Here is a 26,841-nt window from a genome sequence, read left to right as displayed (position 1 = left end):
CTCTCGCCGGGCCCGGCACGGGTATCGGTCAGCGGAGACGACCGCGCTTGGCGTCGGCGGCGGCCCGGGCCTCGGCTCCCCTGATCCGCCACTCGCGGCGGATCTCCTGGCGGAGGCGGGCGTCGGTCTTGGCGACGATGCGCTGGTTCTCCCGCTGGAGCTTGCGGTAACTCTCCAGGCGCCGTGCCGGCAGTACGCCGCCGTCGACGGCGGTGAGGACGGCGCAGCCCGGCTCGCTGTGGTGGGCGCAGTCCTGGAAGCGGCACCGCCGGGCGTACTCCTCGATCTCGGCGAAGACCCGGTCCACGCCGGTGCCCGCGTCCCACAGGCCGACGCCGCGCAGCCCGGGGGTGTCGATGAGGACGCCGCCGCCCGGCAGCGTCAACAGGTTGCGGGTGGTCGTGGTGTGACGGCCCTTGCCGTCCACGTCCCGGGCCGCCCGCACCTCCATCGCGTCCCGGCCGAGCAGGGTGTTGGCGAGGGTGGACTTGCCCGCCCCGGACTGGCCGAGCAGCACGGTGGTGCCGGAGCCGGCCAGCGCCGCCAGGCGCTCCAGGCCGGTGCCGTCGGCGCTGCTGGCGGCGAGGACGGTCACACCGGGCACGGTCCGCCCGACGTCGGAGAGGAGGTGGCCGAGGGTGGCCGGGTCGGGCACCAGGTCGGCCTTGGTGAGGACGACCAGGGGTTCGGCGCCGGACTCCCAGGCGAGCGCGGTGAAGCGTTCGATCCGGGCCAGGTCGAGTTCGGCGGCGAGGGAGACGGCGATGGCGGCGCGGTCGATGTTGGCGGCGAGCACCTGGGCGTCGGAGCGCTTGGAGGAGCCGGAGCGGACCAGAGCGGTACGGCGCGGCAGGTGGTCGCGGACGTAGCGCGGGCTGCCGCCCTCGGGGTCGAGGGCGGCCCAGTCGCCGGTGCAGATGACCTTCATCGGGTCGCGGGGCACCACGAACGCGGTGTCGGCGCGGACGGTGCCGTCCGGCGTGACCACGTCGCACTGGCCGCGGTCGACGCGGATGACCCGGCCGGGGACGAGGCCGCGGGCGGCCCAGGGACGGAAGGCGTCCTGCCAGCCGTCGTCCCAGCCGTAGGGGACGAGCGGCGAGGCGAGGGCGGTGGAGCGGTCGGGGACCTCGGAGGAGGCGGGGAGGGGCAAGGGGGCGACCCTTCGCAGGCCGGCCCCCTGGGCGTCGTACGGGCCGGTGGTTACCGGTCGGTCGCCCGGGGGCGGCGGGGCTGGGGAATGGCACGCTGAGTGCGGGCGAAGCCCGTCTCGGTCTCGACAGCCATCGGTCACACCTCCCGGTTCGTACGACGTGGGACAGTGACGGCGCGTCGGCGCGCGGCCACCGTCGTGAACTGTGAGGACCGTAGCCCGCGGCGGGCTGAGGGGGCCACAGGTTTTTCCGGACCGAGGTCGCCGCCCGGTCCGCACGGCGGTCCGAGCCGCGCACCCCGCGCGAAACCCGCCGCGGGGCTCCGTGCGCACGCGGCCAGGGGCGCGCGGTCCCAACCCTGTGCGCCGGCCTCGCGAGTGCGGGGGCGAGGGTGGCGATGACGCGAGGGTGAGTTCCCGCCGTGCGGCGGTGGCCCGCGCCCGCGCCGCCGCCCCCCGCACCGCCGTCGTCGTCCCCGGCTCGGACAACGACCTGGAGAACTTCGACCGCTCCCCCGGCTCGTACGGCACCCCCGCCGGCATGGCCCGCTCGCTCTACCAGGCCACCGACCGGCAGACCGCCGTCATCGCCTGGACCGGCTACACCACCCCGGTCGGGATCGGCCTGGGCGCCGCCACCGAGGACCTGGCCCGGGCCGGGGCCGCGCGGCTCACCCGACTGCTCGACGGACTCGCCGTCAGCACCCGTCCGCAGGCCCCGGCCACGGTGTTCTGCCACAGCTACGGCTCGGTGGTCTGCGGGCTGGCCCGCCCCGGGCCCGACCAGGCCTCCGGCGTGGTCGTCCTCGGCTCTCCCGGGATGGGCGTCGGCTCGGCCGCCGCCCTCGACCCGCGCGTCCCGCTCTGGGCCACCGCCCGCAACGACTCCGACTGGATCGGCCGGGTCCCCTACGTCTCGGTGCTCGGCCTCGGCCACGGCGCCGACCCCACCGCCCCCGGCTTCGGCGCCCACCCGCTGCCCGCCACCGGATCCGAGGGCCACGCCGGCTACTTCGCCCCCGGCACCGCCTCGCTCACCGCCTTCGCCGCCATCGCCCTCGGCCTCGGCCTCGACCGCTGACCGCTGACCGCTGACCGCCTCACCGAAAGGAGCACCGCCATGGCCCACCCGCTGACCGCCCTGCGCCGCGCCGCCCACCAGGTCGACGCCCGCACCCCCGAGACCCGCGACCGCGCCCTGGACGGGCTGCGCGCCCTCGCCCTGCTCGCCGTGCCGGTCGGGCACTGGCTGCTCGGCGGCTTCACGCTCTCCGCCGACGGCGCCCTGCACAACGCGAGCCCGCTCTCCTCGCTCGGCGGCCTCGCCCCGATCAGCTGGGTGCTCCAGATGCTCGGGGTGTTCTTCCTGGTCGGTGGCCACTCCTCGGTCCAGTCGCTGGAGCGGGCCCGGGCCAAGGGCGTGACGTACCTGGGCTGGCTGCGCGGCCGGTCGGTGCGGCTGCTGCGCCCGGTGTTGGGGGTGACGGCCGTCTGGGCGCTGCTGATCGCGCTGCTGCCCGCGCTCGGTGTCCCCGGCGACACCGTGCGGACCGGCGCGACGCTGGTGGTGCAGCCGCTCTGGTACATCGCGGTCTACCTGGGGCTGACCGCGCTCACCCCGCTGTGCGTGGCGGCCGGGCGCCGGCTGGGCGGCTGGGCGGCTGGCGTCCTGGTGGCCGCCGTCGCCGCGGTCGACCTGCTGCGGTACGGGCCGTGGGCGGAGGCGGTGCCGTCCTGGGTCGGACTGTTGAACATCCTGCCGGGCTGGCTGTTCGGCTACCAGCTGGGCGTGCTGTGGGCGCAGGGCCGGCTCGGCCGCCCGGTGGCCCGGGTGCTGCTGGTTGGCGGCGGCGCGCTGTTCGCCACGCTGCTGCTGGCGTTCCACTACCCGGCCAGCATGGTCGGGGTGCCCGGGATGGAGCGGACCAACTCGCACCCGCCGTCCCTGTTGGTGTTGGCCCTGGCGGCGACGCAGTGCGGCGCCGCGGTGCTGCTGCGGGAGCGGCTGGGCCGGCTGCTGACCCGCCGCCCGCTGCTGTGGCTGCCGGTGGTGGTGGTCAACCTCTCGGCGATGACGATCTTCTGCTGGCACCAGAGCGCGATGCTCGCGGTGGCGGTGCCCGGCGCGGCCGGCCTGGGCGCCGTACCGGGGCTGACCACCGCGCCGGACTCGATCGGCTGGGTGGCCGCCCGGGTGGCGCTGCTTCCGCTGTTCGCGGCCGTGCTGGTGGCGATCGGGTGGTTCACCCGGCGGTTCGACGGGCCGTGGACGGCCTTCTCCCGGGCCGGGAAGGCGCTGGCCGCGGCGGGTGCGGCGCTGTTCGCCGCGTACGCGCTGGGCATGGTGTGACCTGCGCCGGAGAGTGAGGCACTGAGGGGGCGCGGACCGATCGGTCCGCGCCCCTCCGAGCCCCCTGCCCGGGCCCGCGCGCTGTCGGTCCCCTGCCCTACGCTGCGGGCATGGTGACGTTCGAGGAGTTCCGCGCGATGGCGCTCGCCCTGCCGGAGGCCGCACAGGAGCCGACCTGGGACATCGAGACCCTGCGGATCCGCGGCCGGATCTTCGCGATGGGCGCGCCCGGGGGCCGGTCCGTCACCGTCAAGGCCTCCCCCGAGGACCAGGCCGAACTGCTCGCCGCCGAGCCCGAGGTGTTCTCCAGCGCGCCGTACGTCGGGCGGCACGGCTGGGTGAGCGTCCGGCTGGACCTGGTCGATCCGGAGGAGCTGCGCGACCTCGTCGTCGAGGCCTGGCGGCGCACGGCGCCCACGCGGATGGTGCGCGAATTCGACGTGCGGGCCGCTCTGTGACGCTGAAACGACACCGCCGGTTCATGTGAGCCATCCCACAGTTTGGGCGGGCGCGTCGCCTCTCCGGGCGCCCTACGCTTGCGCAGGGAAGCAGGCAGTCTTGTCGCACCCTCCGGGCACCGCCCGAGAAACGGTGACGGGCCCTAAGGGAGTTGGTGCGGTGCGCAACCGTCGGCGCTGGAAGCGGGTACTGATCGGGGCGTTCGCGGGCTGTGCCGTGCTCGCCGACGCCGGCGCCGCGGCGGCCCAGGCGGCCGCCTCCACCGAGCAGCTGGCGATCTCCACACCCCCGGCCGGCAGCGCCGCCTGGGTCCAGGACCACAGCTTCGACCGCACCCTGCCCGACCCGGCCACCACCACCCCGGCCGCCGCCGCCGCGTTCTTCGCCTCACTCGCCCCCACCGAGCTGGACCGGCTGATCCGGGACTACCCGCTGGTCGTCGGCAACTTCGACGGCGCCCCGCTGGACCTGCGCTACCGCGCCAACAGGATCGCGCTGGCCGCCGAACGCGACAGCGCCCGGGCCCGCGCCGCCGACCACAAGCTCGACGCCGACACCCGCGAGCTGGCCGTCTCCCGCGCCAACGACGTCGAGCACCTGCTCGGCCCCGACCGGCAGATCCTCGCCTTCGACCCGCGCGGCCGCGGCCTGATCACCGAGGTGTGGGGCGACCTCGCCGACGCCGAGCGGATCTCCGTCGTCGTCCCCGGCTCGGACGCCGACCTCGGCCACTTCGACCAGGCCGCCGAACCGCTGCGCTCCCCGGCCGGCATGGCCCGCGCCCTCTACACCGAGGAGCAGCGGCAGGCGCCGAACACCCGCACCGCGGTGATCGCCTGGACCGGCTACGTCACCCCGTCCGGCCTCGGCCCGGACGCCGTCACCTCCCGGCTCGCCGACGTCGGCGCGCCCCGGCTGCAGCGGCTGCTCGCCGGGCTCAAGGAGACCACCCGGCCGGACGCGCCCCCGGCCCTGCTCTGCCACTCGTACGGCTCCGTGGTCTGCGGCAACGCCGCCCCCGAGATCCCGCGCGCGGCCGCCTCCCCCTCCGACACCTCCGGGATCACCGACCTGATGGTGTTCGGCAGCCCCGGCATGGGCGTGCAGAGCACCAGCGAGCTGGGCACCGGCGTGCACGTCTGGGCCACCCGCAACCCCACCGACTGGATCGGCAACGTCCCGTACCTGGAGGTCGGCGGCCTCGGCCACGGCGCCGACCCGACCGCCGGCGGCTTCGGCGCCGAGCAGATCTCCTCGGCCCGCGCAGCCGGCCACAACGGCTACTTCACCGAGGGCACCGACAGCCTGCACAACTTCGCGGCGATCTCGCTCGGCCACTACCAGGACGTCGTCCGGCCCGCCCCGAACTCCTAGAGCCCCACCTACTCCTAGTCCTGGTACAGGCGCAGCGCGTCCGCCGCCGCCCGGGCCAGCTCGCGGCGGGCCGCGAGCGGGGCCAGCACCTCGGCGTCCGCGCCGAAGGCGAGCAGCGCGCGGACGGCCGCCGGCGCCGGGAAGACCATCGCCACCTCGACCCACTCCTCGGCCGGCCCGGCGCCCGCCTCCGGCGGCGGCGCGGTGACCCGGCCGCCGTGGATGCGGACGAACATGTCCAGCCGCCCGCGCCGCACCCGCACCCGCACCGGCAGCTCCTTCGGCAGCCGCTCCACCTGCTCGCGCAGCACCGCCCAGGCATCCCCGAGCCCCACTCCGGCGCGGCGGCGCACCGCCTCCTCGGTGGTCTCGGCGGCCAGCACCCGGTCGGCCCGGAACAGCCGGGGCTCGCCGTGCAGATCGGCCACCAGGTACCAGACCGCGGCCTTGCTCACCAGCCCGTACGGGTCCACGGTGTACTCCACCGGCGCGGGCGTGCCGCTGTGCCGGTAGCGCAGCCGCAGCCGCCGGTCGGCGAACACCGCGTACTGCAGCTCGCCCAGTTCGGGGCCGGTCGAGGCGCCGGCCGCCGGGCCGCTCTGCAGCCAGCGGGCCGGGTCGACCAGGATCCGCTCGGTGATGCGCTCGGCGGCCGGGCGGTGCGGGGCCGGCAGCGCGGCCATCACCTTGCGCAGCGCCGAGCCGAGCGCGCCGTCCAGCCCGAGGTCGCTGTGCGCGCCCTGGGCGGAGAGCACGAACAGCGCCCGGGCCTCGTCCGCGGTCAGTCCGGTGACGTCGGTGCGGTAGCCGGGCAGCAGGCTGATGCCCCCGTGCCGGCCGCGTTCGGTGAACACCGGCACGCCGGCGACGGAGAGCGACTCCACGTCGCGGTAGATGGTGCGGACGGACACCTCCAGGCGCCCGGCCAGTTCGGTGGCGGGCACCCTGCCGCGGGTCTGGAGCAGGAGCAGGATGGAGAGCAGGCGGTCGGCCTTCATGGCAGCAGAATCCCAGCAATCCTGACGGCGGTTGTCAGGTTTTACTGGGAGATTGCCGTTCGAGCCCGAAAGCCCGTACCACCCCAGGGAGCTGATTCCACGTGAACTCCGTCCAGGACGCCCGCCCGCAGTACCTGCTCGCCCTCGGCCAGTTGGAGAAGCTGTTCGCCGAGATCACCCCGGACGCCCTCGACCGGCCCACCCCGTGCAGCGCGTTCACCCTGCGGGAGCTGCTGAGCCACGTGGTCGGCGGCATCCACCGGTTCGCCTACCTGGGCGAGGGCGGCCGGGCCGAGGACGTCGCCGCCGCCACCGGGGACCTGGCGGACGACGCCTGGCCGGGCGCGCTGGACCGGGCCCGCGCCCGGGCCGTCGCGGCCTGGTCGGACGACGCCGCGCTGGACCGCCCGACCCACGCGCCCTGGGGCGTGGTGCCCGGCCGGGTCGCGGTCGGCGGCTACCTGATGGAGACGGTCGCGCACACCTGGGACATCGCCCGGGCGCTCGGCTCCCGGCAGCCGCTGGACGACGCCCTGGCGCACGCCGCGTTGGCCGTCGCCCAGGCCGTCCTGTCGGCCGAGCACCGCGGCGGCCCGGTTCCGTTCGGCGAGGTGCGGCCGGTCGCCCCGGACGCCGACGTGCACACCCGGCTGGCCGCCTGGCTCGGCCGGGAGGTCTGAGAAGGCACCCGGGACGGGAGGGGGAGCGGCCCGGGCGGCCGCTCCCCGGCCGCCGCTACTCCCGGCCGACCTGGGTGAGGCGCATGTCCGGGTAGCGGTCCCCGGCGACCTCGCCCGCCACCGGCTCCAGCCGGGCCAGCTCCTCGGCGGTGAGCCGCAGCGCGGCGGCCGCGGTGTTCTCGGCGAGCCGGCTGCGCTTGCGGGTGCCGGGGATCGGCACGACGGTGAGCCCGTGCACCTCGGCCCGCTGGTGCACCCAGGCCAGCGCGACCTGCGCGAGGGTCACCCCGCGGGCCGTCGCGATCTCCCGCAGCGGCGCCAGGAGTTCGGCGTTGACCGCCGCGTTGGCGCCGGTGAAGCGCGGCTGGGTGCGCCGGACGTCGTCCGCCGCGAGCTGCTCGGCGGCCTGGAACGCCCCGGTCAGGAAGCCCCGGCCGAGCGGCGAGTACGGCACGAAGGCGACGCCCAGTTCGGCCGCGGCCGGCACCGCCGTGCGCTCGACGTCCCGGGCGAACACCGACCACTCGGACTGCAGCGCGGCGATCGGGTGGATCGCGTACGCCTCCCGCAGTTCGGCTCCCGTCACCTCGGACAGTCCCAGCCGGCGCACCTTGCCGGCCCGGACCAGCTCGGCCATGGTGCCGACCGAGTCGGCCAGCGGCACGGCCGGGTCGCGGCGGTGCATGTAGTAGAGGTCGATCTCGTCCACGCCGAGGCGGCGCAGCGAGGCGTCCACGGCGGCCCGGATGTACGCCGGGTCGTTGCGGATGCTGCGGCGGCCCGGGTCGTCCTCCGTGCGCTCGAGGGCGAACTTGGTGGCGAGCACCACCCGGTCGCGGTTGGCGCGGACGAAGGGGCCGATCAGCTCCTCGTTGCGGCCGAAGCCGTAGGCGTCGGCGGTGTCGAACAGGGTGACGCCGGCCTCCAGGGCGGCGTCCAGGGTGGCGAGCGCCTCGGGCCGGTCGGTCGGGCCGTAGAAGTCGCTCATGCCCATGCAGCCGAGGCCCTGGACGCCCACGAACGGGCCGTCGGTGCCGAGTTGGACGGTGGGGAGGACGGAGACGGTCATCGCTCTGCTTCTTCCTCTGCGTGCGGTGCACTCCGCTGCGGTGTACTCCGCGTGCGGCGTGCTGATGGTGGCTACTCGTGGCGGCAGACGGCCGGTTCGTCGGACGCGGCGATCCGGCCGGAGTACAGGTCGATCTTGTAGTCGAGGACGGCGAGGGTGGTCTGGAGGTCGGCGACCCGCTGGCGGACCTCCTCGCGCTGGTCGACCAGCAGTTGGCGCCGCGCCTCGTAGGTCCGCTCACCCTCGCGGGCCAGCTCCACGTAGCGGAGCATGTCGGCGATCGGCATGCCGGTCAGCCGCAGCCGGCCCAGGAAGGCCAGCCGGTGCAGGTCGGCGTCGCAGTAGCGGCGCTGGCCGCTGGCGGAGCGGTCGACCGGGTCGAGCAGGCCGATCCGCTCGTACCAGCGCAGGGTGTGGGCGGTGAGCCCACTGGCCACGGCGACCTCGCTGATGGTGTGCCGCGGGGTCCGGTCCGGATCGCCGACCGGGCGCTGGTACACGTCGGCGCAGGTCCGCAGGTCGAGCTGGACGGGTGCGAGCGTGGCCATGAGCGGTTACCCCCTGTGGTGAGCGGTGACGACGACGCTATCGAGTTGGAGTGCACTCCAAGCAAGCCTCGCACCCGGGTGCTCCCGCCACCCGTTTTCGGGCCTTCGTTAGAGTCGGGCGCATGGAGAGCTTGCGGATGATCGAGAACTGGCCGGTGCCCCACGCCGCGGCGGCGGTGGTCCGGGGGGCGGACGGCGCGGTGCTGGGCACGTACGGGCCGCAGCAGCACCTGTTCCCGCTGGCGTCGGTGACCAAGCTGCTCACCTCGTACGCGGTGCTGGTCGCGGTCGAGGAGGGCGTCTTCGAGCTGGACGACCCGGCCGGGCCGGCCGGCTCGACCGTCCGCCACCTGCTCGCGCACACCTCCGGCCTGGGCTTCGACGAGGACCGGGTGTTCGCCGAGCCCGGCAACCGCCGGCTGTACTCCAACGCGGGCTTCGACGCGCTGGCGCGGGCACTGTCCGACGCCGCCGGGATCGAGTTCTCCCGGTACGCCGCCGAGGCGGTGTTCGAGCCGCTGGGCATGCACGACACCCTGCTGAACACCGCGCACAGGTCCCCGGCCGGCGCCGGCGGCCTGTCCACCGTCGCGGACCTGGTCCGGTTCGCCGCCGAGCTCCAGTCCCCGAAGCTGCTGGACCCGTCCACCGTCCGGCAGGCCACCCGCGAGGTCGCCTTCCCCGGCACCAGCGGCGTGCTGCCCGGCTACGGCCACCGCCGGCCGAACGACTGGGGTCTCGGCTTCGAGATCCGCGACGGCAAGGCCCCGCACTGGACGGGCACCGCCAACTCGCCCGCCACCTTCGGCCACTTCGGCCAGTCCGGCACCTTCCTGTGGGTCGACCCGGAGGCCGGCGTGGCCTGCGTCGCGCTCACCGACCGGGACTTCGGCCCGTGGGCCGCCGAGGTCTGGCCGGCCTGCTCGGACGCGGTCCTGGCCGAACTGGACAGCTGAACGACTCGAAGGCTGAAAGGACAGCCCCTAGCCGTACGAGACCGGCGAGTGCATCTCCCAGAGCAGGAGTTCGGCGCCGGTCTCGCCGGCCGTCGGGTCGGCGAAGGCGTCGCCAGTGATCCGCACGCTGTCGCCCGGGGCCATCGAGCGGCCGCCGCCCTTGGGCCCCGGGATCGTCCGGTAGCCGAGCGAGCCGGCCGTCAGGTGCGCGTACCGCCAGGCGGCCTCGGGCAGTGCGGGCAGCGGCTGCCACGGCCCCGCCGTCGCCAGCCAGAGCGCGGCGTCGCCGCGGCGCAGCCGCAGGGCGTCCGTCCCGGCGTCGCGCTCCAGCCCGGAGGCGAGCAGCGTCAACCCGCCGTCGGCCGGTTCCACCTTGCGCAGCCCGTACGCCGGGGGCGCGTCGAACACGTCCGGCTGGAGCCACATCTGGACGAAGCGGACCGGGCCGGCGGCCCCGCCGACGTTGCGCTCGGTGTGGGTGACGCCGGAGCCCGCGCCGAGGTGCTGGACCATCCCCGGGCGGACCACCCCGCCGTGCCCCCGGGAGTCCCGGTGCGCCAGCGCGCCCTCCAGCACCCAGGTGAGGATCTCGGTGTCCCGGTGCTTGTGCTCCTCGTACCCGGCGCCGGGGGCGAGGAGTTCCTCGTTGCACGCGAGCAGCGCGCCGAAGTGCGTGTTCTTCGGGTCGTAGTGGCCGGAGAAGGAGAACGCGTGTCGGGTCTCGACGCCCTCGGCCGGGGTGGAGAGGTAGCGCTCGGCGGTGCGGCGCAGGTCGGCGCGGGGGCGGGCGGCGTCGTCTGTCACGGGCCCCACGGTAGTGGGTGTGACCGGCACCACCGTGCCGCTGCACCGGGGGGTGTGCACGAGCAGTCACTCACGTGAGGCAGTCTTGTCCTTGTGCCAGCCGCTTCCGCGAACTCCAAGAGCGAACCCAGTCCCACGGCCGAGCCGACCGGGAAGAGCCCGGCCCCCAGGGCCGGCCGCGACCGCCCCGGCCGGGCGGCGCCCCGCCTCACCGCGCAGGAGCGCAGAGTCGCCGCCGAGCGGGCCGAGCGCCGGGCCGCGACGCTCAAGCGGCTGGAGAAGTCCTCGGGCAAGCTGGCCACCGCCGCGATCTCCCGGATGGACGACCAGCTCGGCTGGTACCGGCGGATGCCGCCGGAGCACCGCTCCTGGATCGGCCTGGTCGCCCAGGCCGGCATCGCCGCCTTCACCGAGTGGTACCGCCACCCGGACGCCGCCCAGGCGATCTCCACGGACGTCTTCGGCACCGCCCCGCGCGAGCTGACCAGGGCGATCACCCTGCGCCAGACCGTCGAGCTGATCCGCACCACGATCGAGGTGATGGAGGAGGCCATCGAGGAGGTGGCCGCCCCCGGCGACGAGGCGGACATGCGCGAGTCGGTGCTGGTCTACGCCCGGGAGATCGCCTTCGCGACCGCCCAGGTGTACGCCCAGGCGGCCGAGGCGCGCGGCGCCTGGGACGCCCGGCTGGAGGCGCTGGTGGTCAACTCGCTGCTGTCCGGCGACGCGGACGAGGGCGTGCTGTCGCGGGCCGCGGCGCTCGGCTGGGGCCAGCCCAGCCAGGTCCGGGTGGTGATGGGCAGCGCGCCGGACGGCGACAGCGAGCTGGTGGTCGAGGCGATCCGCCGGGCCGCCCGGTACGCCAAGCTGCACGTGCTGACCGGGGTGCTGGGCAAGCGCCTGGTGGTCGTGGTCGGCGGCGACAAGGAGCCGGTGCACGCGGCCCGGGCGCTGATCGGCCAGTTCGCGCCGGGCCCGGTGGTGGTCGGCCCGACCGTGCCGGACCTGCTCTCGGCGACCCGCTCGGCGCACGCCGCCGCGGCCGGCCTGCGTGCCTGCGCCGCCTGGCCGGACGCGCCCCGCCCGGTGCTGGCCGACGACCTGTTGCCCGAGCGCGCGCTGGCCGGCGACCAGGCCGCCCGCCGCCAGCTGGTGGAGGAGATCTACACACCGCTGGACGAAGCCGGCTCGGCGCTGCTGGAGACGCTGAGCGTCTACCTGGAGCAGGCCTCCTCGCTGGAGGGCGCCGCCCGGATGCTCTTCGTCCACCCCAACACGGTGCGCTACCGGCTACGACGTGTGACCGACGTCACGGGGTACGCCCCGTCCGACGTCCGTTCGGCGTTCACGCTGCGGATCGCACTCGCCCTCGGCCGACTCACCGCGGCCGGGGAGCCGAGCTGAACCGCCTGTAGGGACCTTACAATCCCGGATGGTTTTCTTCGTTACCGTCGCCTACCCGCCCCTGGGCGCCTGGCGAGAGAGGGTTGAACCGTGCTCGTAATCGTCGCCCCTGGACAGGGTGCCCAGTCCCCCGGTTTCCTCAGCCCCTGGCTGGAGCTGGACGGTGTCGCCGACCGCCTCCGCGGCTGGTCGGAGGTCGCCGGGCTCGACCTGGTGCACGCCGGGACCGAGGCCTCCGCAGAGGAGATCAAGGACACCGCCGTCGCCCAGCCGCTGCTGGTCGCGGCCGGTCTGATGACCGCCCGTGAGCTGTTCCCGGACGAGGACGTCGCCCGCAAGCTGGTCGGCGCCGTGGCCGGCCACAGCGTCGGCGAGATCACCGCCGCCGCCGGCGCCGGAGTGCTGAGCGCGCACGACGCGCTGACCTTCGTCCGCGAGCGCGGCCGGGCGATGGCCGCGGCCGCCGCCGTCACCGAGACCGGCATGATCGCCGTGCTCGGCGGCGACCCGGAGGTCGTCGCGGCGAAGCTGGCCGAGCACGGCCTGACCGCGGCCAACAACAACGGCGGCGGCCAGATCGTCGCCGCCGGCACGCTGGCCCAGCTGGAGACGCTGAAGGCGGACCCGCCGGCCGGTGCCAAGCTGGTCGCCCTGAAGGTGGCCGGCGCCTTCCACACCGAGCACATGGCCCCGGGTGTCGAGCGGCTGGCCGCGCTGGCCCCGACGCTGACCGTGGCCGACCCGCAGGTCCGCTACGTCTCCAACAAGGACGGCGAGGTCGTGGCCTCCGGCGCCGAGGTGCTCACCCGCCTGGTGTCGCAGGTCTCCAACCCGGTCCGCTGGGACCTCTGCATGGAGACCCTCGGGCAGCTGGGCGCGACCGCCGTCATCGAGCTGTCCCCCGCGGGCACCCTCACCGGACTGGTCAAGCGCAACCTCAAGGGTGTGGCGACGCTTGCCCTCAAGACCCCCGCCGACCTGGACAAGGCCCGCGCGCTCGTCGCGGAGCACGGCGGTCAGGATCAGGAGACCCAGGCATGACGAACCCGCAGATCCGCCCGTCCGAGGGCGCGCAGTACGCGCGCATCCTCGGCGTGGGCGGCTACCGCCCGGTCCGGGTGATCCCCAACGCCGAGGTGCTGGAGTGGATCGACTCCTCGGACGAGTGGATCCGCACCCGCAGCGGGATCGCCGAGCGCCGCTGGGCCGGCCCGGAGGAGAGCGTCGCCGAGATGTCGGTGCAGGCCTCCGGCAAGGCCATCGCCCAGGCCGGGATCACCCCGGACCAGATCGGCGGCGTGATCGTCGCGACCGTCTCGCACCTCAAGCAGACCCCGGCGATCGCCACCGAGATCGCCGAGCGGCTCGGCTGCGGCACCGCCCCGGCCTTCGACATCTCGGCCGCCTGCGCGGGCTTCGGCTACGGCCTGGGCCTGGCCGACGGCATGATCCGCGGCGGCAACGCCGAGTACGTGCTGGTGATCGGCGTCGAGCGGCTGAGCGACCTGACCGACCAGTCGGACCGCTCGACCGCGTTCATCTTCGGCGACGGCGCCGGCGCCGCGGTCGTCGGCCCGTCCGACACGCCCGGTATCGGCAAGCTGATCTGGGGCTCGGACGGCTCGCAGTCCGACGTCATCTCGCAGACCCAGGCCTGGGACACCGCCTTCGCCAAGCCCGACGCCGTCAACGGCGTGGGCGAGGAGGCCAAGTGGCCGGCCCTGCGGATGGACGGCCAGCCGGTCTTCCGCTGGGCGGTGTGGGAGATGGCCAAGGTGGCCCAGCAGGCGCTGGACGCCGCCGGGGTCACCGCCGACCAGCTCGGCGCGTTCATCCCGCACCAGGCCAACATGCGCATCACCGACGCCATGATCAAGGCGCTCAAGCTGCCCGACTCGGTGCCGGTCGCCCGCGACATCGCCGAGACCGGCAACACCTCCGCGGCCTCCATCCCGCTGGCGATGGAGCGCATGCTGGAGAGCGGCGAGGCCCGCAGCGGCGACCTCGCGCTGATCATCGGCTTCGGGGCGGGTCTCGTGTACGCCGCGGCAGTCGTTACGCTCCCCTAGGCGCGTTTCGCCCCACTCATTCCGCAAAGCCTGCGTCCGGCCGCCGGTCGGACGCGTTCAACACCGAAGAGGAGCAGCCAGTATGGCTAAGGACAAGGCCGAGGTCCTGGAAGGTCTCGCCGAGATCGTCAACGAGATCGCCGGTATCCCGACCGAGGACGTCCAGGAGGACAAGTCCTTCACGGACGACCTGGACGTCGACTCGCTGTCCATGGTCGAGGTCGTCGTGGCCGCCGAGGAGCGCTTCGACGTCAAGATCCCGGACGACGAGGTCAAGAACCTGAAGACCGTCGGCGACGCGGTGAACTACATCCTCACCAACGCCACCGCCTGACCGATCGACCCGTTCGATCCGTCCAGCACGTCCGGCGTTCTCGACGCCTCGGACGGCTGAATCGTCGGCCCGGCTCCCCCGAGCCCGGCCGACCCGCCGGCCGGGACGCCCCACCGGGCGCCCGGCCGGGCCCTTCCTCGGCTCGCCGCCGACCCCACGATCGTGAGAGAAGAAGAACCAGTGACCGCTGAAAACCGTACCGTGGTCGTCACGGGTATCGGCGCCTTCACGCCGCTGGGCGGCGACGCCGCCACCACCTGGGAGAACCTGGTCGCAGGGCGCTCCGGAGTGGCGGCCCTGACCGAGGAGTGGGCCGCCGAGCTGCCCGTCAAGATCGCCGCCCGCACGGCCGTCGAGCCGGGCGAGATCCTCCCCCGGCCGCTGGCCCGCAAGCTGGACCGCTCGGCGCAGTTCGCGCTGATCGCCGCCCGTGAGGCCTGGGCCGACGCCGGCTACGAGACGCCGGCCACCGACGACTCCTCCAAGCTCGCCCCCGAGCGCCTCGGCACCGTCATCGCCTCCGGCATCGGCGGCGTGACCACCCTGCTCGACCAGTACGACGTGCTGAAGGAGAAGGGCGCCCGCAAGGTCTCCCCGCACACCGTCCCGATGCTGATGCCCAACTCCCCGGCGGCCAACGTCGGTCTGGAGGTCGGCGCCCGCGCGGGTGTGCACACCCCCGTCTCCGCCTGCGCCTCCGGCGCCGAGGCGATCGGCTACGCGATCGAGATGATCCGCACCGGCCGCGCCGACGTCGTGGTGGCCGGCGGCACCGAGGCGGCGATCCACCCGCTGCCGATCGCCGCGTTCGCCAACATGATGGCGATGTCCAAGAACAACGACGACCCCGAGCGCGCCTCCCGCCCGTACGACAAGGGCCGGGACGGCTTCGTGCTGGGCGAGGGCGCCGGCGTGGTCGTGCTGGAGTCGGTCGAGCACGCCGAGGCGCGCGGCGCCCGGATCTACTGCGAGGCCGTGGGCCAGGGCCTGTCCTCGGACGCCCACCACATCGCCCAGCCCGAGCCGACCGGCGCCGGCGTGGCCCGCGCGCTGGCCGACCTGTTCGAGCGCAACACCCTGGACAAGGCCGAGATCGTGCACGTCAACGCGCACGCCACCTCGACCCCGCAGGGTGACACCGCCGAGCTGAAGGCGCTGCGCAAGGAGCTCGGCGACGACCTCGACCACATCGCCATCTCGGCCACCAAGTCGATGACCGGCCACCTGCTGGGCGGCGCCGGCGGCATCGAGACCGTCGCCACCGTGCTGGCCCTGTACCACCGGGTCGCCCCGCCGACCATCAACGTCGACGAGCTGGACGACGACGTGGACGCGGACATCGTGCGCGGCGAGGCCCGCCCGCTGCCCGAGGGCCGGATCGCGGCGCTGAACAACTCGTTCGGCTTCGGCGGCCACAACGTGGTGCTGGCCTTCCGCTCCCGGTAGTCCGCACTCCGACCCGGTACGCACCGGGTCCGAACGCACCGAGAGGGGCCGGCGCTCGCCGGCCCCTCTTCATGCGCCGCGTCGTGGGCCCGCCGGCTCAGACCACCTGGTGCAGCCAGCGCACCGGTGCGCCCTCGCCCGCGTAGCGGAACGGCTCCAGCTCGTCGTCCCAGGGCTTGCCCAGCAGCCGGGAGATCTCGGCCTCCAGGTCGGCCCCCTCGCTGCGGGCCCGCAGCAGGACGGCGCGCAGCCGGTCCTCGGGGATCAGGATGTCGCCGTGGATGCCCGTGACGGCGTGGAAGATGCCGAGCGAGGGCGTGCTGCTGTACCGCTCCCCCTCCGCCGTGGCGCAGGGCTCACTGGTGACCTCGTACCGCATCAGCTGCCAGCCGCGCAGCGCGGAGGCGACCTTCGAGGCCGTACCGGGCTCCCCTTGCCAGGAAAGCTCGGCACGCCAGTGTCCGGGCGAGGCCGGCTGGCGGATCCAGTCCAGGCTCACCCGCACACCCAGCACCCCCGCGACGGCCCACTCGACGTGCGGGCACAGCGCGCGGGGCGCGGAGTGGATGTAGAGAACTCCACGTGTCGTCACCGGGACCTCCAGGCTGTGGACGAGGGTCGCCTTCCCCAGCTGCCTCGTGCCTGCAGTTGATCCACAGTTACCCACGTTAGCCGACATTAAGCTACTAAATTGAGCAAAACGGACAGGCTTTCGCTCAATGCTAGTCGAATCCTCAACGAGGTCTACCCCTCGGCCGGATCTCTCCCCCGAACGGCCCCATCGCCAGGCGGGACCCACCGTACCGCGCCGCCCCGCACCGTGGATGACGCACTTTCGGATCCGGCCGGAATGCGGTAGTGCGGCCGATTCCCCCGCGCCCGTACGCAAACCGCCCCGCGCGCCCGGTGGGGGGGGCGGCGGGGCGGTCGGCGAGCTGACGAAGGGTCAGCCGTCCAGGCGGACCACCATCTTGCCGGTGTTGACGCCGCGCAGCAGGTCGAGGAAGGCGTCCGCAGTGCGCTCGAAACCGTCCACCACGGTCTCCTCGTGGCGCAGTTCGCCGGACGTCAGCCAGCCGGCCACGTCGGCGACGAACTGCGACTGCAGCGCCGCGTGGTCGCTGACCAGCATGCCCTCCAGGCGCAGCCGCTTGCCGATCGCGAGCGCCAGGTTGCGCGGGGCGGCGGGGGCGGTGGTGTCGTTGTACTGGGCGATCGCGCCACAGAGCACGGCGCGGCCGTGCACGGTGAGCGCGCCGATCGCGGCCTCCAGGTGGTCCCCGCCGACGTTGTCGAAGTAGAGGTCGATGCCGTCGGGGGCAGCCTGCGCCAGCTGCTCGTGGACCGGGGCGTCCTTGTAGTTGAAGGCGGCGTCGTAGCCGTAGACGTCCACCAGCTTGGCGACCTTCTCCGCCGAGCCGGCCGAACCGACCACCAGCGAGGCGCCCTTGAGCTTGGCGATCTGGCCGACCATGCTGCCGACCGCGCCGGCCGCGCCGGAGACGAAGACCTTGTCGCCCTTCTTGAGGCCGCCGACGGCGAGCAGCCCGGCGTAGGCGGTCAGGCCGGGCATGCCGAGCACGCCGAGGTAGGCGGAGAGCGGGGCGGCGGCCGGGTCGACCTTGACCGCGTGGCGGGCGTCCAGGGTGGCGTACTCGCGCCAGCCGAGGCCGTGCAGGACGGCGTCGCCCGGGGCGAAGCCCTCGGCCCCGGAGGCGACCACGTGGCCGACCGCGCCGCCCTCCATGGCCTCGCCGAGCCGGAACGGCGGGGCGTAGGACTTCACGTCGTTCATCCGGCCCCGCATGTACGGGTCCACCGAGAGGAAGGCGTTGCGCACCAGGATCTCGCCCGGGCCCGGGGTCCGGACCGGGGCCTCGACCAGGGCGAAGTCGGTCGGCACCGGCCAGCCCTGGGGGCGGGCGGCGAGGTGCCATTCACGGGCGGTCGCGGGTGCGGCCTGCTCTGCCATGGGAGGAGCTCCTTAGGTGGTTCCGATGCATGAAAGGTTGAGCTACTGAAGTAACGATGGGCATGAAAGGTTCATGTTGTCAACTTTTCAGGTAGACTCTCGGACATGGACACCCAGTCGACCCAGGCCGCCACGCCGCAGTCCGACGAGATCACCCGCGAGGTCGTCGACCTGATGGCCAACCTGGTCGCGCTGTTCCATCGCGAGTACGAGGAGGCGGCCGCCGCCCGCTCGCTCACCGGCGCCCAGGCCAAGGTGCTCGCCCTGCTGCGCCGCGGCCCCATGCCGATGCGCCAGATCGCCCAGACGCTCAGCTGCGAGCCGTCCAACATCACCGGCATCGTCGACCGGCTCGAAGCCCGCGGCTTCGTCACCCGGGAGGCCGACCGGCAGGACCGCCGGGTCAAGCTGGTCGCCGCCACCGGCACCGGCGCCACCGCCTCCGAGGAACTGCGCGAATCACTGAACTTCGCCCGCGAGCCGCTGGCCGCCCTCGGCCAGGACGAGCGGGCCGTCCTGCGCGACCTGCTCCGCCGGATGGTCACCGGCGCCGCCGGCGCCGGGGCGTGATCAGCATCACAGCCCCGGAGCCAAATCCGGGCCACCGCCGGAGGTAACCGAACCGCCCGTCGAAACGTCTAATGTTCGAACATCGAACACGAGAGACGGAAAGACGGGGGGACACGGAGGATGGGCAGCAGCACGCGCAGGCGCCGCTACCTGCGGACAGCCATCGGCCTGGCCGCCGTGCTGGTGCTGTCCGTCGTGGGCGCCGGGGCCTGGTTCTACCACCGGCTGGACAACAACATCACCACCTTCGACCCGGGCGGCATCGCCACCGAGCGCCCGCCCGCGCCCGCCCCGGTCACCCCCGGCGCCCAACTGCCGGTGAACATCCTGGTGCTCGGCTCGGACACCCGCGACGACGGCAACAGCGCGATCGGCGGCGGCGACGAGGGCGTCGGCCACTCCGACACCGCGATGCTGGTGCACGTCTACGCCGACCACAAGCACGCCGTCGGCGTCTCCATACCCCGGGACACCCTGGTCACCATCCCGTCCTGCAAGCTGCCGAGCGGCACCTGGACCACGCCCCGGAACAACCAGATGTTCAACTCGGCCTTCACCATAGGCGAGTTCCCCAAGGGCAACCCCGCCTGCACGCAGAACACCGTCGAGACGCTCACCGGGCTGCGGATCGACCACACCATCGTGGTCGACTTCAAGGGCGCCGCCGCGATGGCCGACGCCATCAACGGCGTGGACGTCTGCGTCCCCAACAACGTCGACTCGCACGGCATACACCTCCGGAAGGGCATGCAGAAGCTCTCCGGCCAGCCCGCGGTGGACTACCTGCGGGCCCGCTACGGCTTCGGCGACAACTCCGACATCGGGCGGATGAAGCGCCAGCAGGCCTTCGTCTCCTCGATGATCAAGAAGGTGCAGGGCCAGGGCTTCTCCCTGCCCACGCTGCTCCCGCTCGCCGACGCGGCCACCCGCTCGCTCACCGTGGACGAGGGGCTGGGCACCGCGATGAAGCTGGTGGACTTCGCCCGCTCGCTCCAGGACATCAAGCTGTCCGACATCACCTTCGTGACCGCGCCCTGGCGCTTCGCCGGCGAGCGCGTCCAGCTCGTCCAGCCGGACGCCGACACGCTGTGGCGGCTGCTGCGCGAGGACCGCACCCTGGACGGCCAGAGCACCTCCGGCACCGACACCCCGGCGCCCTCCCCCACCGCCCCCGGCCCCGACGGCGCGACCCCGGGAGCCGCGGCCGGCCCGTCCGCGCCGCTCACGCCCGAGCAGGCCGCGGCTCCCGTGCTGGTGGTCAACGGCGTCGGCACCCCCGGCCTGTCCACCTCCGGCGGGGAGGCGCTGCGGGCCCGGGGCTTCCAGAACGTCACGCTCGGCAAGCCCGCCGGCGGACGGCTGCAGACCGAGATCAGCTACGACCCGGCCCTGAAGGCCGCCGCCGACCAGGTGGCCGCGCTCTTCCCGGGGTCGCGCGCGGTCGAGGAGCCGGGCTCCGAGGGCATCACCGTCACCCTGGGCCGCGACTACCGCCCAAGCCCCGCCACCAAGCTGGACGCGGTCGGCAGCGGCCCCGGCGCGAAGCCCTCCGCCCCCGCCACCGCCGACCCGAGCGGCGTGCCCAGCGGGGTGCCCACCGGCATAGCGGAGAACACCCGCGGCGCCGACACCGACCCGTGCGCCGACCTGACCTTCGGATGAGCCCGTCCGGGGCCTGCCCGCTCCGGCTCCGGGCCCACTCGGGCGCCGGGTCTACTCCGGGTCGGGCAGGCCGGTGACGACGGCGGTGAGCCGGGTGCCGCGGGGGAAGGCTCCGGCGGCGGCCAGGCCGGTCAGCGCGGCCAGCAGTTTGGCCACGTAGCGGCGTTCCAGCGGGATGCCGTGGCGGGCTTCGAACCGCTCGGCGAAGGCGGCCAGTTCGGCCGGGACCTTGCCGTAGCCGCCGCCGTGGTGCGCGTGGTCGATCCGCCAGTTGTCGAACTCCCGGCCGTGGGCGGCCCGGTGGAGCCGGGCGACCTCGCCCTCCAGATAGCCCTCGCCGCCGCGCAGCACGGCCACGCCGAGCGCCCGCGCGCCCGGCGGCAGGCCGGCCGCGATGCCCGCCAGGGTGCCGCCGGTGCCGACCGGGCAGCAGACCACGTCGTGCCCGCCCAGGTCGGGCAGTTCGGCCGGGATCGCCGCCGCGCCGGTCACCGCCAGCGCGTTGGAACCGCCCTCCGGGAGCACCAGGCAGGGGCCCCAGCGCCCCTGCGGACCGGCCGTGGGGCCGCCGTCGGCGCGGCCGGTGGCCTCCCGGTACTCGGCGCGGGTCAGGAACTCCAGCCGCATCCCGGCCCGTTCGGCCGCCCGCAGCGACCAGTTGCGCGGCCGGTCGGCCAGTTCCTCGCCGCGGACCAGCCCGACGCTCTCCAGGCCGAGTGCCCCGGCGGCGGCCGCGACCGCCCGCAGGTGGGTGGAGTACGCCCCGCCGAAGGTCAGCAGCCGGGTGTGGCCCTGGGCGACGGCGGCCGCCAGGTTGGGCGCGAGCTTGCGCCACTTGTTGCCCGGGACGCTCGGGTGCAGCAGGTCGTCCCGTTTGAGCCGCAGCTCCACCCCGGCCCGCGCGAACACCTCGTCGGTGCAGTCCACCAGCGGGGTCGGCAGCAGGGCGGGTTCGAGCATCCGGCCAGCTTACGACCGGCCGGTCGGGGTGAGCAGCCCCAGGTTGTAGGCGGCGGCGACGGCGGAGGCGCGGTCCTTGACGTCGAGCTTGGCGTAGACGTGGATCAGGTGGGTCTTCACGGTGGCCTCGCTGATGAACAGCCGGGCCGCGGCCTCCCGGTTGGTGGCCCCGGAGGCGACCAGTTCCAGCACCTCCAGCTCGCGCGGGCTGAGCGGCTCCCGCACGGGCGCGCGGACCTGGCCGAGCAGCTTGGCGGCGACGGTCGGCGCGATCACCGAGGCGCCGCGGGCGGCCTCCCGGACGGCGTGGAACAGCTCCTCCCGGGCCGCGTCCTTGAGCAGGTAGCCGGTGGCGCCGGCCCGGACGGCGGGCAGCACGTCGGCGTCGGTGTCGTAGGTGGTGAGCACCAGGACCCGCCCGGGCAGGCCGCGTTCGGCCATCTCGCGGATCGCGGTGACGCCGTCCATCCGCGGCATCCGCAGGTCCATCAGCACCACGTCCGGGCGCAGCGCGGCGACCAGGACCAGCGCCTCGGCGCCGTCCCCGGCCTCGCCGACCACCTCGAAGCCGGGGGCGGCGGTGAACATCCCGCGCAGCCCGTCCCGGACCACCGGGTGGTCGTCCACCAACAGCAGTCTGATCGTCGTCGCGTCGCTCACGGTTCTACTCCTCCATGCTGATCGCCGGCAGGGTCGCGGACACGGTCGTGCCGGCGCCCGGTTCGGTCTCCAGGTCGAGCCGCCCGGCCAGGCGCTGCACGCGGCGGCGCATCACGTCCAGGCCGTAGCCGCCGCCGGTGGCCCGGGAGGCGGGCTCGGCGGCCGGGTCGAAGCCGACGCCGTCGTCCCGGACGTCCAGGGTGACCAGGTCGGCCATGTACGAGAGGGTGACACCGACCCGGGAGGCCCGCGCGTACTTGGCGGCGTTGGCCAGCGACTCCTGGGCGATCCGCAGCAGCGTCACCTCGACCTCGGGGTGCAGCGGGCGGGCCTCGCCGGTGACGGTCAGCCCGGCGGCGGCGCCGTTGCGCTCCCGCCACTGCTCGACCAGCTCCGCCAGCGCCTCCGGCAGCGCGGCCCGCTCCAGCTCGATCGGGCGCAGCGCGTGGACGGCCCGGCGGGCCTGGGTCAGGCTCTCCCGGGCGAGGGCCGCCGCGTTCGCCCGGTGCCGCTCGGCGGCCGCGGCGTCCTGGGCGCGGGTCTGGTCGGCGGCCTGGAGCTGGGTGACGATCCCGGCCAGGCCCTGGGCGACGGTGTCGTGGATCTCCCGGGCGAGCCGGCGGCGCTCGTCCGCGGCCCCGGCCTCCCGGGCCTGGACGAGGAGTTGGGCATGCAGTCCGGCGTTCTCGGCGAGGGTCTCGGTGAGCAGCCGGTTGGCCTCGGCGAGTTCGGCGTTGGCGGCCTTGCGGCGGGCGCTCAGCCGGTCGGCGACCTCGCGGAGCGCGAACAGCAACCCGACCACCATCAGGTTGAAGGCGACGACGGTCAGCAGTCCGCCGAACTCCGCCGGGCTGTCGGGCAGGGCCCCGCCGACCTGGGAGAGCGAGGTGGGAACGGTGGCCGCGGCCGCGCCCGCCATCCGGACCCGGCCCCACAGGTACTGGGCGGCGTGCAGGTAGCCGGTGAAGGCGAAGAAGCCGAAGATCGGGTTGTCCAGCACCAGCACGGTGGTCAGCGCCAGCAGGACGGCGAAGTGGGCGCCGGCGTACCGGGCGCGGCCGTCCGGCCCCGGCGTGCGGTCGAGCACCGAGCGCAGGACCAGCCACAGGAAGGCGGCGGCCGCCACCGGGAGGGTGGCGGCCGCGGAGCGCGCGGTCGGGACGGGGACCAGCAGGGCCAGAGCGGTGGCGAGCAGCAGGGCGACGAAGCAGAACGGGCCGATCAGCCGGTCCAACCGGTCCAACCAGTCGCCGAGCGCGCTCTCGTCGGCCGGTGGCCGCATGATCATTCCCACCGGAACAGCCTGGCAGCCGCGGCCCCCGCGAGCACCGCGTACGCCGCGAGTGTGAGCAGGCCCACGGCGTGCGGGAAGCGCCCGGACCAGGCATCCTGCAGGGTCTGGACGGCCGCGCCGCTGGGGGTGAAGTCGCCGATCCGGTTGAGCAGGGCCGGCGAGAACTCGCGCGGCAGCCAGATCCCGGAGAAGAACATCATCGGAAAGAAGGCCAGCGCGCCGACCGCGTTGCCGGCCTTGGCGGACGGGACGACCGCGGCGAGCAGCAGGCCGACCGACAGCAGCGCGGCGGCGGCCAGCAGGAAGGCCAGCAGGAACCCCAGCGGCCGGCGCGGCAGCGACACCCCGAGCAACGGCCCGGCCGCCACCACCAGCAGCACCGAGACGACGGCGACGCCCAGGTACAGCGGCAGCAGCGCGCCGAACAGCAGCGCCGGGCGGACGGGGCTGGCGGACATCCGGCGCAGCACGCCGCGTTCGCGGTAGGCGGCGAGCAGCGAGGGCAGGCCGTTGAGGCCGAGCAGCAGCAGGGTGAAGACGGCCAGGATCGGCGCGTACAGCTGGATGGTGCTCATGCCGTGCATGTCGGGCGAGGTCTTGCGCAGGGCCGGGACGGAGCCGAGGACGAGGAACAGCACGACGGGGAAGGCGAGGCTGAACAAGGCGGTCAGCGGGTCGCGGAGGAACAGGCGGGCCTCGGCGACGGCCAGGCGGCGGACGGCGTGGGCGGTGTGGTGGGCGGTGTGGTGGGCGGTGCGGTTCACGGTGGTGGTCCCCTCGGGCGTGGTGATGGCGGCTCAGGAGTCGTGGCGGGTCAGGGGGCGTGACGGCTCAGGGGGTGTGACGGCTCAGGTGTCGCGGTGAGTCAGGAAGTGTGACGGCTCAGGTGTCGTGGCGGGTCAGGGCGAGGTAGGCGTCGTCCAGGCTGTGCTCGCGGATCCGCAGCCCGGTGACGACGATCCCCTCGCGGGCGAGCAGGCCGGTGACCTCGTCGGCGAAATCCCCGACGCCGCAGACCTCGACCCGGCCGTCCCGCTCCTCGACCCCGGTGACCCCCGGCAGGGCCGCCAGCCGGGCGGTGTCCAGCGGCCCGCTGGGGCGGAAGCCGAGCGTGCCGCCGGTGCCGGAGCGGGCGATCAGCTCCGCGGGGGTGCCGGTGGCGACGATCCGTCCGCCGTCGAGGACGGCGGCCCGGTCGCAGAGCGCCTCGACCTCGTCCATGAAGTGCGAGACCAGGACCACCGTCACGCCCTCGTCGCGGATCCGCCGGACCAGCTCCCAGGTGTCCCGGCGGCCCTGCGGGTCGAGCGCGGTGGTCAGCTCGTCCAGGAAGGCCACCTCGGGGTTGCCGATCAGGGCGAGGGCGACGAGCAGCCGCTGGCGCTGACCGCCGGAGAGCTTGTCGAACGGGGTCCGGCGCTGGTCGGCGAGCCCCCACTCGGCGAGCAGCTCGCGCCAGTCCCTGGGGTTCGGGTAGAGCGCGGCGTACAGCTCCAGCGCCTCGCCGACCCGCAGCGCGCCCTGCAACTGGGCCTGCTGGAGCTGGATGCCGATCCTCGGCCGCAGCCGGTGGGCGTCCTTCACCGGGTCCAGGCCGAGGACGCGGACCGTCCCCGCGTCGGCCCGGCGCAGGCCCTCGCAGCACTCCACGGCGGTCGTCTTGCCCGCGCCGTTCGGCCCCAGCAGGCCGAACACCTCGCCGCGCTCCACGCCGAAGGAGACCCCCTCCAGCACCTGGCGCCGCCCGTAGGCCTTGCGCAGCCCCGCCACCTCGATCACGGCCATCGCGCCGCTCCCTCCCGCTCGTCCCCGCTGGTCCGGCCGGTTCTTCCGGCCTGCGACGAGCTTCCCGCGCGGGGCCCCGGCCGCGGATCGACCGGACGGTCAGAGCTGCGGGCGGGCGCGGTGGAGGGCGGATCAACCGATCGGTGGATGGGGCACGAGCGCGGGCGCGGATCGCGGGAGGCCCGGCCGCCGTGTCGGCGACCGGGCCTCTCGTTCGGATCACACCGGCTGGGTCAGACCACCGCGGCGTCGGCGTTGCGGGTGCTGATGGCTCGGCGCAGGGCGCGCGGGACGGGGCCCGCAGCGGGGGCCAGCTTGTCGATCCGGGTGCGGAACTCGCGGCTCTGGCGCCACGGCAGGACGGCTCCGAGCCGGGCGGCGTCGACCAGCGCGACCAGCGCGGCGTCCGCCGGGTCGACCCGGCTGAGCGGCGCCTTCAGCGCCGAACCCACCGACGCCACGAGCGACTTGCGCAGCCGCTGCTCCGGCAGGACGACCCGGGTGCACGGGAACAGTCCGAGCGCGCGGCGCTGTTCGAGCCGGATCCGCCCGGACGCCGCCAGCCCGTCCCGGACCACCCGCACGGCGCGGGACGCCGGGCCCTGGCGACGGCCGACCCAGCTCTGCCAGGTGCGCCGCCGGCCCTGCCGGATCTGCTCCAGCATCGCGGCGGAGAGCGGGTCGAGGCCGTCGGCCGACGCTCCTTCGACGGCGGCCGGATGCCGGCCGTCGTCGCGGATCAGCGCGCGCCGCAGGAGTTCGGCGAGCGCGGCGGCCCGCAGCACCAGGTCGAGCCTGGCGGTGGCGGTGAGCCGCTCGCGCTCGGGGTTGTAGGCGAGCAGGTAGAGCTTCTCCGGCAGGGTGATGGGCAGGTCCACGATGGACTCCAAGCAGATGGACGGTGGATGGGCCCGTTCATCCGGCGTCGGAACCGCCGGTCTCCGGGTTCTCCTTGGGCGGTCGGCCGCGCCGGGGAAGACGGGCCGCGTCGCCGGGCATCCGGCCCGCGTCGCTGAGGGCACGGCGAAGGAGGAACTCGATCTGCGCGTTGGCGCTGCGCAGCTCGTCCGCGGCCCACCGGGCCAGTGCGTCGTGGACCGCCGGGTCCAGTCGCAGCAGGATCTTCTTCCGCTCCGTCGCCAACGCCGCGCCTTACTGGTAGAGGGAGCCCGTGTTCACGACGGGCTGGGTGCCCCGGTCGCCGCAGAGCACCACCAGGAGGTTGCTCACCATGGCGGCCTTGCGCTCCTCGTCCAGTTCGACGACGTCGCGCTCGGCGAGCCGGTCCAACGCCTCCTCGACCATACCGACGGCGCCCTCGACGATCAGCCGCCGTGCCGCGACCACGGCCCCGGCCTGCTGGCGCTGGAGCATCACCTGGGCGACCTCGGGCGCGTAGGCGAGCCGGGTGATCCGGGACTCGACGACCCGCACCCCGGCCGAGACGACCCGGGCCGCGATCTCGGCGGAGAGCATCCGGCTGATCTCCTCCGCGCCGTCGCGCAGCGACAACTGGCCCTCGCGGTGGGCGTCGTACGGGTAGCTGCTGGCGATGTGCCGGACGGCGGTCTCGGTCTGGATGGCGACGAAGTCGCTGTAGTCGTCCACCTCGAACACGGCCTTGGCGGTGTCCTCGACCTGCCAGACCACCACGGCGGCCATCTCGATCGGGTTGCCGTCCGCGTCGTTGACCTTGTTGGTCTCGGTCTCGTGGTTGCGGATCCGGGTGGAGATCCGGCGGCGGCTGGTGAACGGGTTCAGCCAGGTCAGGCCCTCGGCGCGGATGGTGCCGCGGTAGCGGCCGAGCAGCTGGACCACCCGCGCCTGGCCGGGCGAGACCACGGTCAGCCCGCACAGCAGCAGCAGCGCGCCCAGGACGGCCAGCGGCCCGACGGTCAGCAGGGTGATCCCCAGCGCCTTGGACCCGCCGGCCAGTTGGAGACCGCCGGCGATGGTCGCCCCGATCCCCGCGAGCAGGCCGAGCAGCGTCCCTCCGAGCACCGGCAGCCCCGCGGCACCGGTGATGACCTGCTCGGTGATCTTGGGGGCCGGAAGGTCGAGGACGGGGCCGCCTTCGACGTCGACGGCAGAACGCGGTGTGGCCATGAGACCAGCTCCTCCAGCGAGTGTTTCCGATCCAGCTGTCAAAGTGATATCACTTTTTTCGCCGACGACGCCAGAGGTCTGACCGCATTCGTCTGGGGGTGGGGCAAGCCGGCCCGTCAAGGGCCGTGTCCACTCGATGTCCACTGGTGGGTGAATCTCGGCGCGCCAGGCCCTGAGCGGCTGGCCGA

The 26,841-nt window shown here is 74.3% G+C and carries 28 protein-coding genes; 13 read left to right on the top strand and 15 right to left on the bottom strand.

The annotated features are described in order from the left end of the window. Window positions 1–28: 28 nt before the first annotated feature. On the bottom strand, window positions 29–1,153 hold the full coding sequence (gene rsgA, locus ACIO9K_RS22900) for a ribosome small subunit-dependent GTPase A (protein ID WP_400332486.1): 1,125 nt from the start codon (window positions 1,151–1,153) through the stop codon (window positions 29–31). A gap of 409 nt (window positions 1,154–1,562) precedes the next feature. On the opposite strand from rsgA, the gene ACIO9K_RS22895 reads away from it, so the two are divergent. The 4 genes from ACIO9K_RS22895 (at window position 1,563) to ACIO9K_RS22880 (ending at window position 5,336) form a co-directional block, all read left to right on the top strand. Then, a complete protein-coding gene (locus ACIO9K_RS22895) occupies window positions 1,563–2,234 on the top strand; it encodes an alpha/beta hydrolase (RefSeq protein ID WP_400332483.1) in 672 nt (223 codons plus the stop codon). Between the two features lie 39 nt (window positions 2,235–2,273). Next, window positions 2,274–3,503, top strand: coding sequence for an acyltransferase (locus tag ACIO9K_RS22890; protein ID WP_400332480.1), 1,230 nt, complete (start codon window positions 2,274–2,276; stop codon window positions 3,501–3,503). A gap of 110 nt (window positions 3,504–3,613) precedes the next feature. Then, the gene (locus tag ACIO9K_RS22885; protein WP_400332477.1) at window positions 3,614–3,961 is read left to right on the top strand and encodes an MmcQ/YjbR family DNA-binding protein; all 348 of its coding nucleotides are present in this window, start codon (window positions 3,614–3,616) and stop codon (window positions 3,959–3,961) included. A 160-nt stretch (window positions 3,962–4,121) separates the two neighbouring features. After that, a complete protein-coding gene (locus tag ACIO9K_RS22880; RefSeq protein ID WP_363620367.1) occupies window positions 4,122–5,336 on the top strand; it encodes an alpha/beta hydrolase in 1,215 nt (404 codons plus the stop codon). A 14-nt stretch (window positions 5,337–5,350) separates the two neighbouring features. Here ACIO9K_RS22880 and ACIO9K_RS22875 read toward each other — a convergent pair whose 3' ends face one another. Next, a complete protein-coding gene (locus ACIO9K_RS22875; RefSeq protein WP_400332473.1) occupies window positions 5,351–6,334 on the bottom strand; it encodes a helix-turn-helix transcriptional regulator in 984 nt (327 codons plus the stop codon). A 101-nt stretch (window positions 6,335–6,435) separates the two neighbouring features. On the opposite strand from ACIO9K_RS22875, the gene ACIO9K_RS22870 reads away from it, so the two are divergent. Next, complete coding sequence (locus tag ACIO9K_RS22870; protein ID WP_363620364.1) at window positions 6,436–7,014, top strand: TIGR03086 family metal-binding protein; 579 nt, start codon at window positions 6,436–6,438, stop codon at window positions 7,012–7,014. Window positions 7,015–7,069: 55 nt separating this feature from the next. On the opposite strand, the gene ACIO9K_RS22865 is transcribed toward ACIO9K_RS22870, so the two are convergent. Together ACIO9K_RS22865 and ACIO9K_RS22860 are read right to left on the bottom strand one after the other, a co-directional pair. Beyond that, window positions 7,070–8,083, bottom strand: coding sequence for an aldo/keto reductase (locus tag ACIO9K_RS22865; RefSeq protein WP_400332469.1), 1,014 nt, complete (start codon window positions 8,081–8,083; stop codon window positions 7,070–7,072). A 71-nt stretch (window positions 8,084–8,154) separates the two neighbouring features. Next, window positions 8,155–8,631 (bottom strand): MerR family transcriptional regulator, encoded by a 477-nt coding sequence (locus tag ACIO9K_RS22860; RefSeq protein ID WP_400332466.1) that lies wholly within the window; start codon window positions 8,629–8,631, stop codon window positions 8,155–8,157. A gap of 122 nt (window positions 8,632–8,753) precedes the next feature. On the opposite strand from ACIO9K_RS22860, the gene ACIO9K_RS22855 reads away from it, so the two are divergent. Beyond that, entirely contained in the window at window positions 8,754–9,587 is an 834-nt protein-coding gene (locus ACIO9K_RS22855) for a serine hydrolase domain-containing protein (RefSeq protein WP_363586296.1), read from the top strand. A gap of 27 nt (window positions 9,588–9,614) precedes the next feature. Here the strand turns inward: ACIO9K_RS22855 and ACIO9K_RS22850 are convergent, their stop codons facing one another. Then, window positions 9,615–10,391 carry a pirin family protein gene (locus ACIO9K_RS22850; RefSeq protein ID WP_363620358.1) on the bottom strand — a complete coding sequence of 259 codons (777 nt, stop codon included), beginning with the start codon at window positions 10,389–10,391 and terminating at the stop codon, window positions 9,615–9,617. A gap of 273 nt (window positions 10,392–10,664) precedes the next feature. On the opposite strand from ACIO9K_RS22850, the gene ACIO9K_RS22845 reads away from it, so the two are divergent. The 5 genes from ACIO9K_RS22845 (at window position 10,665) to fabF (ending at window position 15,644) form a co-directional block, all read left to right on the top strand. Next, window positions 10,665–11,795, top strand: coding sequence for a helix-turn-helix domain-containing protein (locus tag ACIO9K_RS22845; protein ID WP_363620430.1), 1,131 nt, complete (start codon window positions 10,665–10,667; stop codon window positions 11,793–11,795). Between the two features lie 90 nt (window positions 11,796–11,885). Further along, complete coding sequence (locus ACIO9K_RS22840) at window positions 11,886–12,836, top strand: ACP S-malonyltransferase (RefSeq protein WP_063347458.1); 951 nt, start codon at window positions 11,886–11,888, stop codon at window positions 12,834–12,836. After that, the gene (locus ACIO9K_RS22835; RefSeq protein ID WP_363586298.1) at window positions 12,833–13,864 is read left to right on the top strand and encodes a beta-ketoacyl-ACP synthase III; all 1,032 of its coding nucleotides are present in this window, start codon (window positions 12,833–12,835) and stop codon (window positions 13,862–13,864) included. Before ACIO9K_RS22840 ends, ACIO9K_RS22835 begins: the two co-directional genes overlap by 4 nt. Window positions 13,865–13,946: 82 nt before the next feature. Beyond that, window positions 13,947–14,198: an acyl carrier protein gene (locus ACIO9K_RS22830; RefSeq protein ID WP_363620356.1), complete on the top strand. Its 252-nt coding sequence runs from the start codon at window positions 13,947–13,949 to the stop codon at window positions 14,196–14,198. A 180-nt stretch (window positions 14,199–14,378) separates the two neighbouring features. Beyond that, a complete protein-coding gene (gene fabF / locus ACIO9K_RS22825) occupies window positions 14,379–15,644 on the top strand; it encodes a beta-ketoacyl-ACP synthase II (RefSeq protein ID WP_400332459.1) in 1,266 nt (421 codons plus the stop codon). A gap of 97 nt (window positions 15,645–15,741) precedes the next feature. Here the strand turns inward: fabF and ACIO9K_RS22820 are convergent, their stop codons facing one another. Both ACIO9K_RS22820 and ACIO9K_RS22815 read right to left on the bottom strand, forming a co-directional pair. Continuing rightward, on the bottom strand, window positions 15,742–16,236 hold the full coding sequence (locus tag ACIO9K_RS22820) for a DUF3145 domain-containing protein (protein ID WP_063347462.1): 495 nt from the start codon (window positions 16,234–16,236) through the stop codon (window positions 15,742–15,744). 354 nt (window positions 16,237–16,590) lie between these two features. After that, window positions 16,591–17,616: an NADP-dependent oxidoreductase gene (locus ACIO9K_RS22815; protein ID WP_363586301.1), complete on the bottom strand. Its 1,026-nt coding sequence runs from the start codon at window positions 17,614–17,616 to the stop codon at window positions 16,591–16,593. A gap of 105 nt (window positions 17,617–17,721) precedes the next feature. Here ACIO9K_RS22815 and ACIO9K_RS22810 point away from each other — a divergent pair, with 105 nt between their 5' ends. Next, the gene (locus ACIO9K_RS22810; protein ID WP_400332455.1) at window positions 17,722–18,186 is read left to right on the top strand and encodes a MarR family winged helix-turn-helix transcriptional regulator; all 465 of its coding nucleotides are present in this window, start codon (window positions 17,722–17,724) and stop codon (window positions 18,184–18,186) included. A gap of 120 nt (window positions 18,187–18,306) precedes the next feature. Continuing rightward, window positions 18,307–19,848: an LCP family protein gene (locus ACIO9K_RS22805; protein ID WP_363620352.1), complete on the top strand. Its 1,542-nt coding sequence runs from the start codon at window positions 18,307–18,309 to the stop codon at window positions 19,846–19,848. A 51-nt stretch (window positions 19,849–19,899) separates the two neighbouring features. Here ACIO9K_RS22805 and ACIO9K_RS22800 read toward each other — a convergent pair whose 3' ends face one another. The 8 genes from ACIO9K_RS22800 to ACIO9K_RS22765 form a co-directional block, all read right to left on the bottom strand. After that, entirely contained in the window at window positions 19,900–20,808 is a 909-nt protein-coding gene (locus ACIO9K_RS22800; RefSeq protein WP_363620350.1) for a pyridoxal-phosphate dependent enzyme, read from the bottom strand. Window positions 20,809–20,817: 9 nt separating this feature from the next. Then, window positions 20,818–21,468, bottom strand: coding sequence for a response regulator transcription factor (locus ACIO9K_RS22795; RefSeq protein WP_363586305.1), 651 nt, complete (start codon window positions 21,466–21,468; stop codon window positions 20,818–20,820). Window positions 21,469–21,472: 4 nt separating this feature from the next. Next, the gene (locus ACIO9K_RS22790; protein ID WP_400332495.1) at window positions 21,473–22,756 is read right to left on the bottom strand and encodes a sensor histidine kinase; all 1,284 of its coding nucleotides are present in this window, start codon (window positions 22,754–22,756) and stop codon (window positions 21,473–21,475) included. Further along, window positions 22,753–23,526, bottom strand: coding sequence for an ABC transporter permease (locus ACIO9K_RS22785; protein WP_400332450.1), 774 nt, complete (start codon window positions 23,524–23,526; stop codon window positions 22,753–22,755). The genes ACIO9K_RS22790 and ACIO9K_RS22785 overlap by 4 nt, the downstream gene beginning before the upstream one ends. A gap of 118 nt (window positions 23,527–23,644) precedes the next feature. Next, entirely contained in the window at window positions 23,645–24,547 is a 903-nt protein-coding gene (locus ACIO9K_RS22780) for an ABC transporter ATP-binding protein (protein ID WP_400332447.1), read from the bottom strand. Window positions 24,548–24,780: 233 nt separating this feature from the next. Next, window positions 24,781–25,425 (bottom strand): GPP34 family phosphoprotein, encoded by a 645-nt coding sequence (locus ACIO9K_RS22775; protein ID WP_400332444.1) that lies wholly within the window; start codon window positions 25,423–25,425, stop codon window positions 24,781–24,783. A 37-nt stretch (window positions 25,426–25,462) separates the two neighbouring features. Next, window positions 25,463–25,690 (bottom strand): hypothetical protein, encoded by a 228-nt coding sequence (locus ACIO9K_RS22770; RefSeq protein WP_063347470.1) that lies wholly within the window; start codon window positions 25,688–25,690, stop codon window positions 25,463–25,465. A gap of 9 nt (window positions 25,691–25,699) precedes the next feature. Next, a complete protein-coding gene (locus ACIO9K_RS22765) occupies window positions 25,700–26,653 on the bottom strand; it encodes an SPFH domain-containing protein (RefSeq protein WP_400332440.1) in 954 nt (317 codons plus the stop codon). Window positions 26,654–26,841: the final 188 nt, after the last annotated feature.

This window comes from Kitasatospora sp. NPDC087271 (assembly GCF_044744605.1).
GTDB lineage: Bacteria > Actinomycetota > Actinomycetes > Streptomycetales > Streptomycetaceae > Kitasatospora.
The sequence above is the reverse complement of the archived record's forward strand: the minus strand, read 5'-3'. Positions and strand labels throughout refer to the sequence as shown.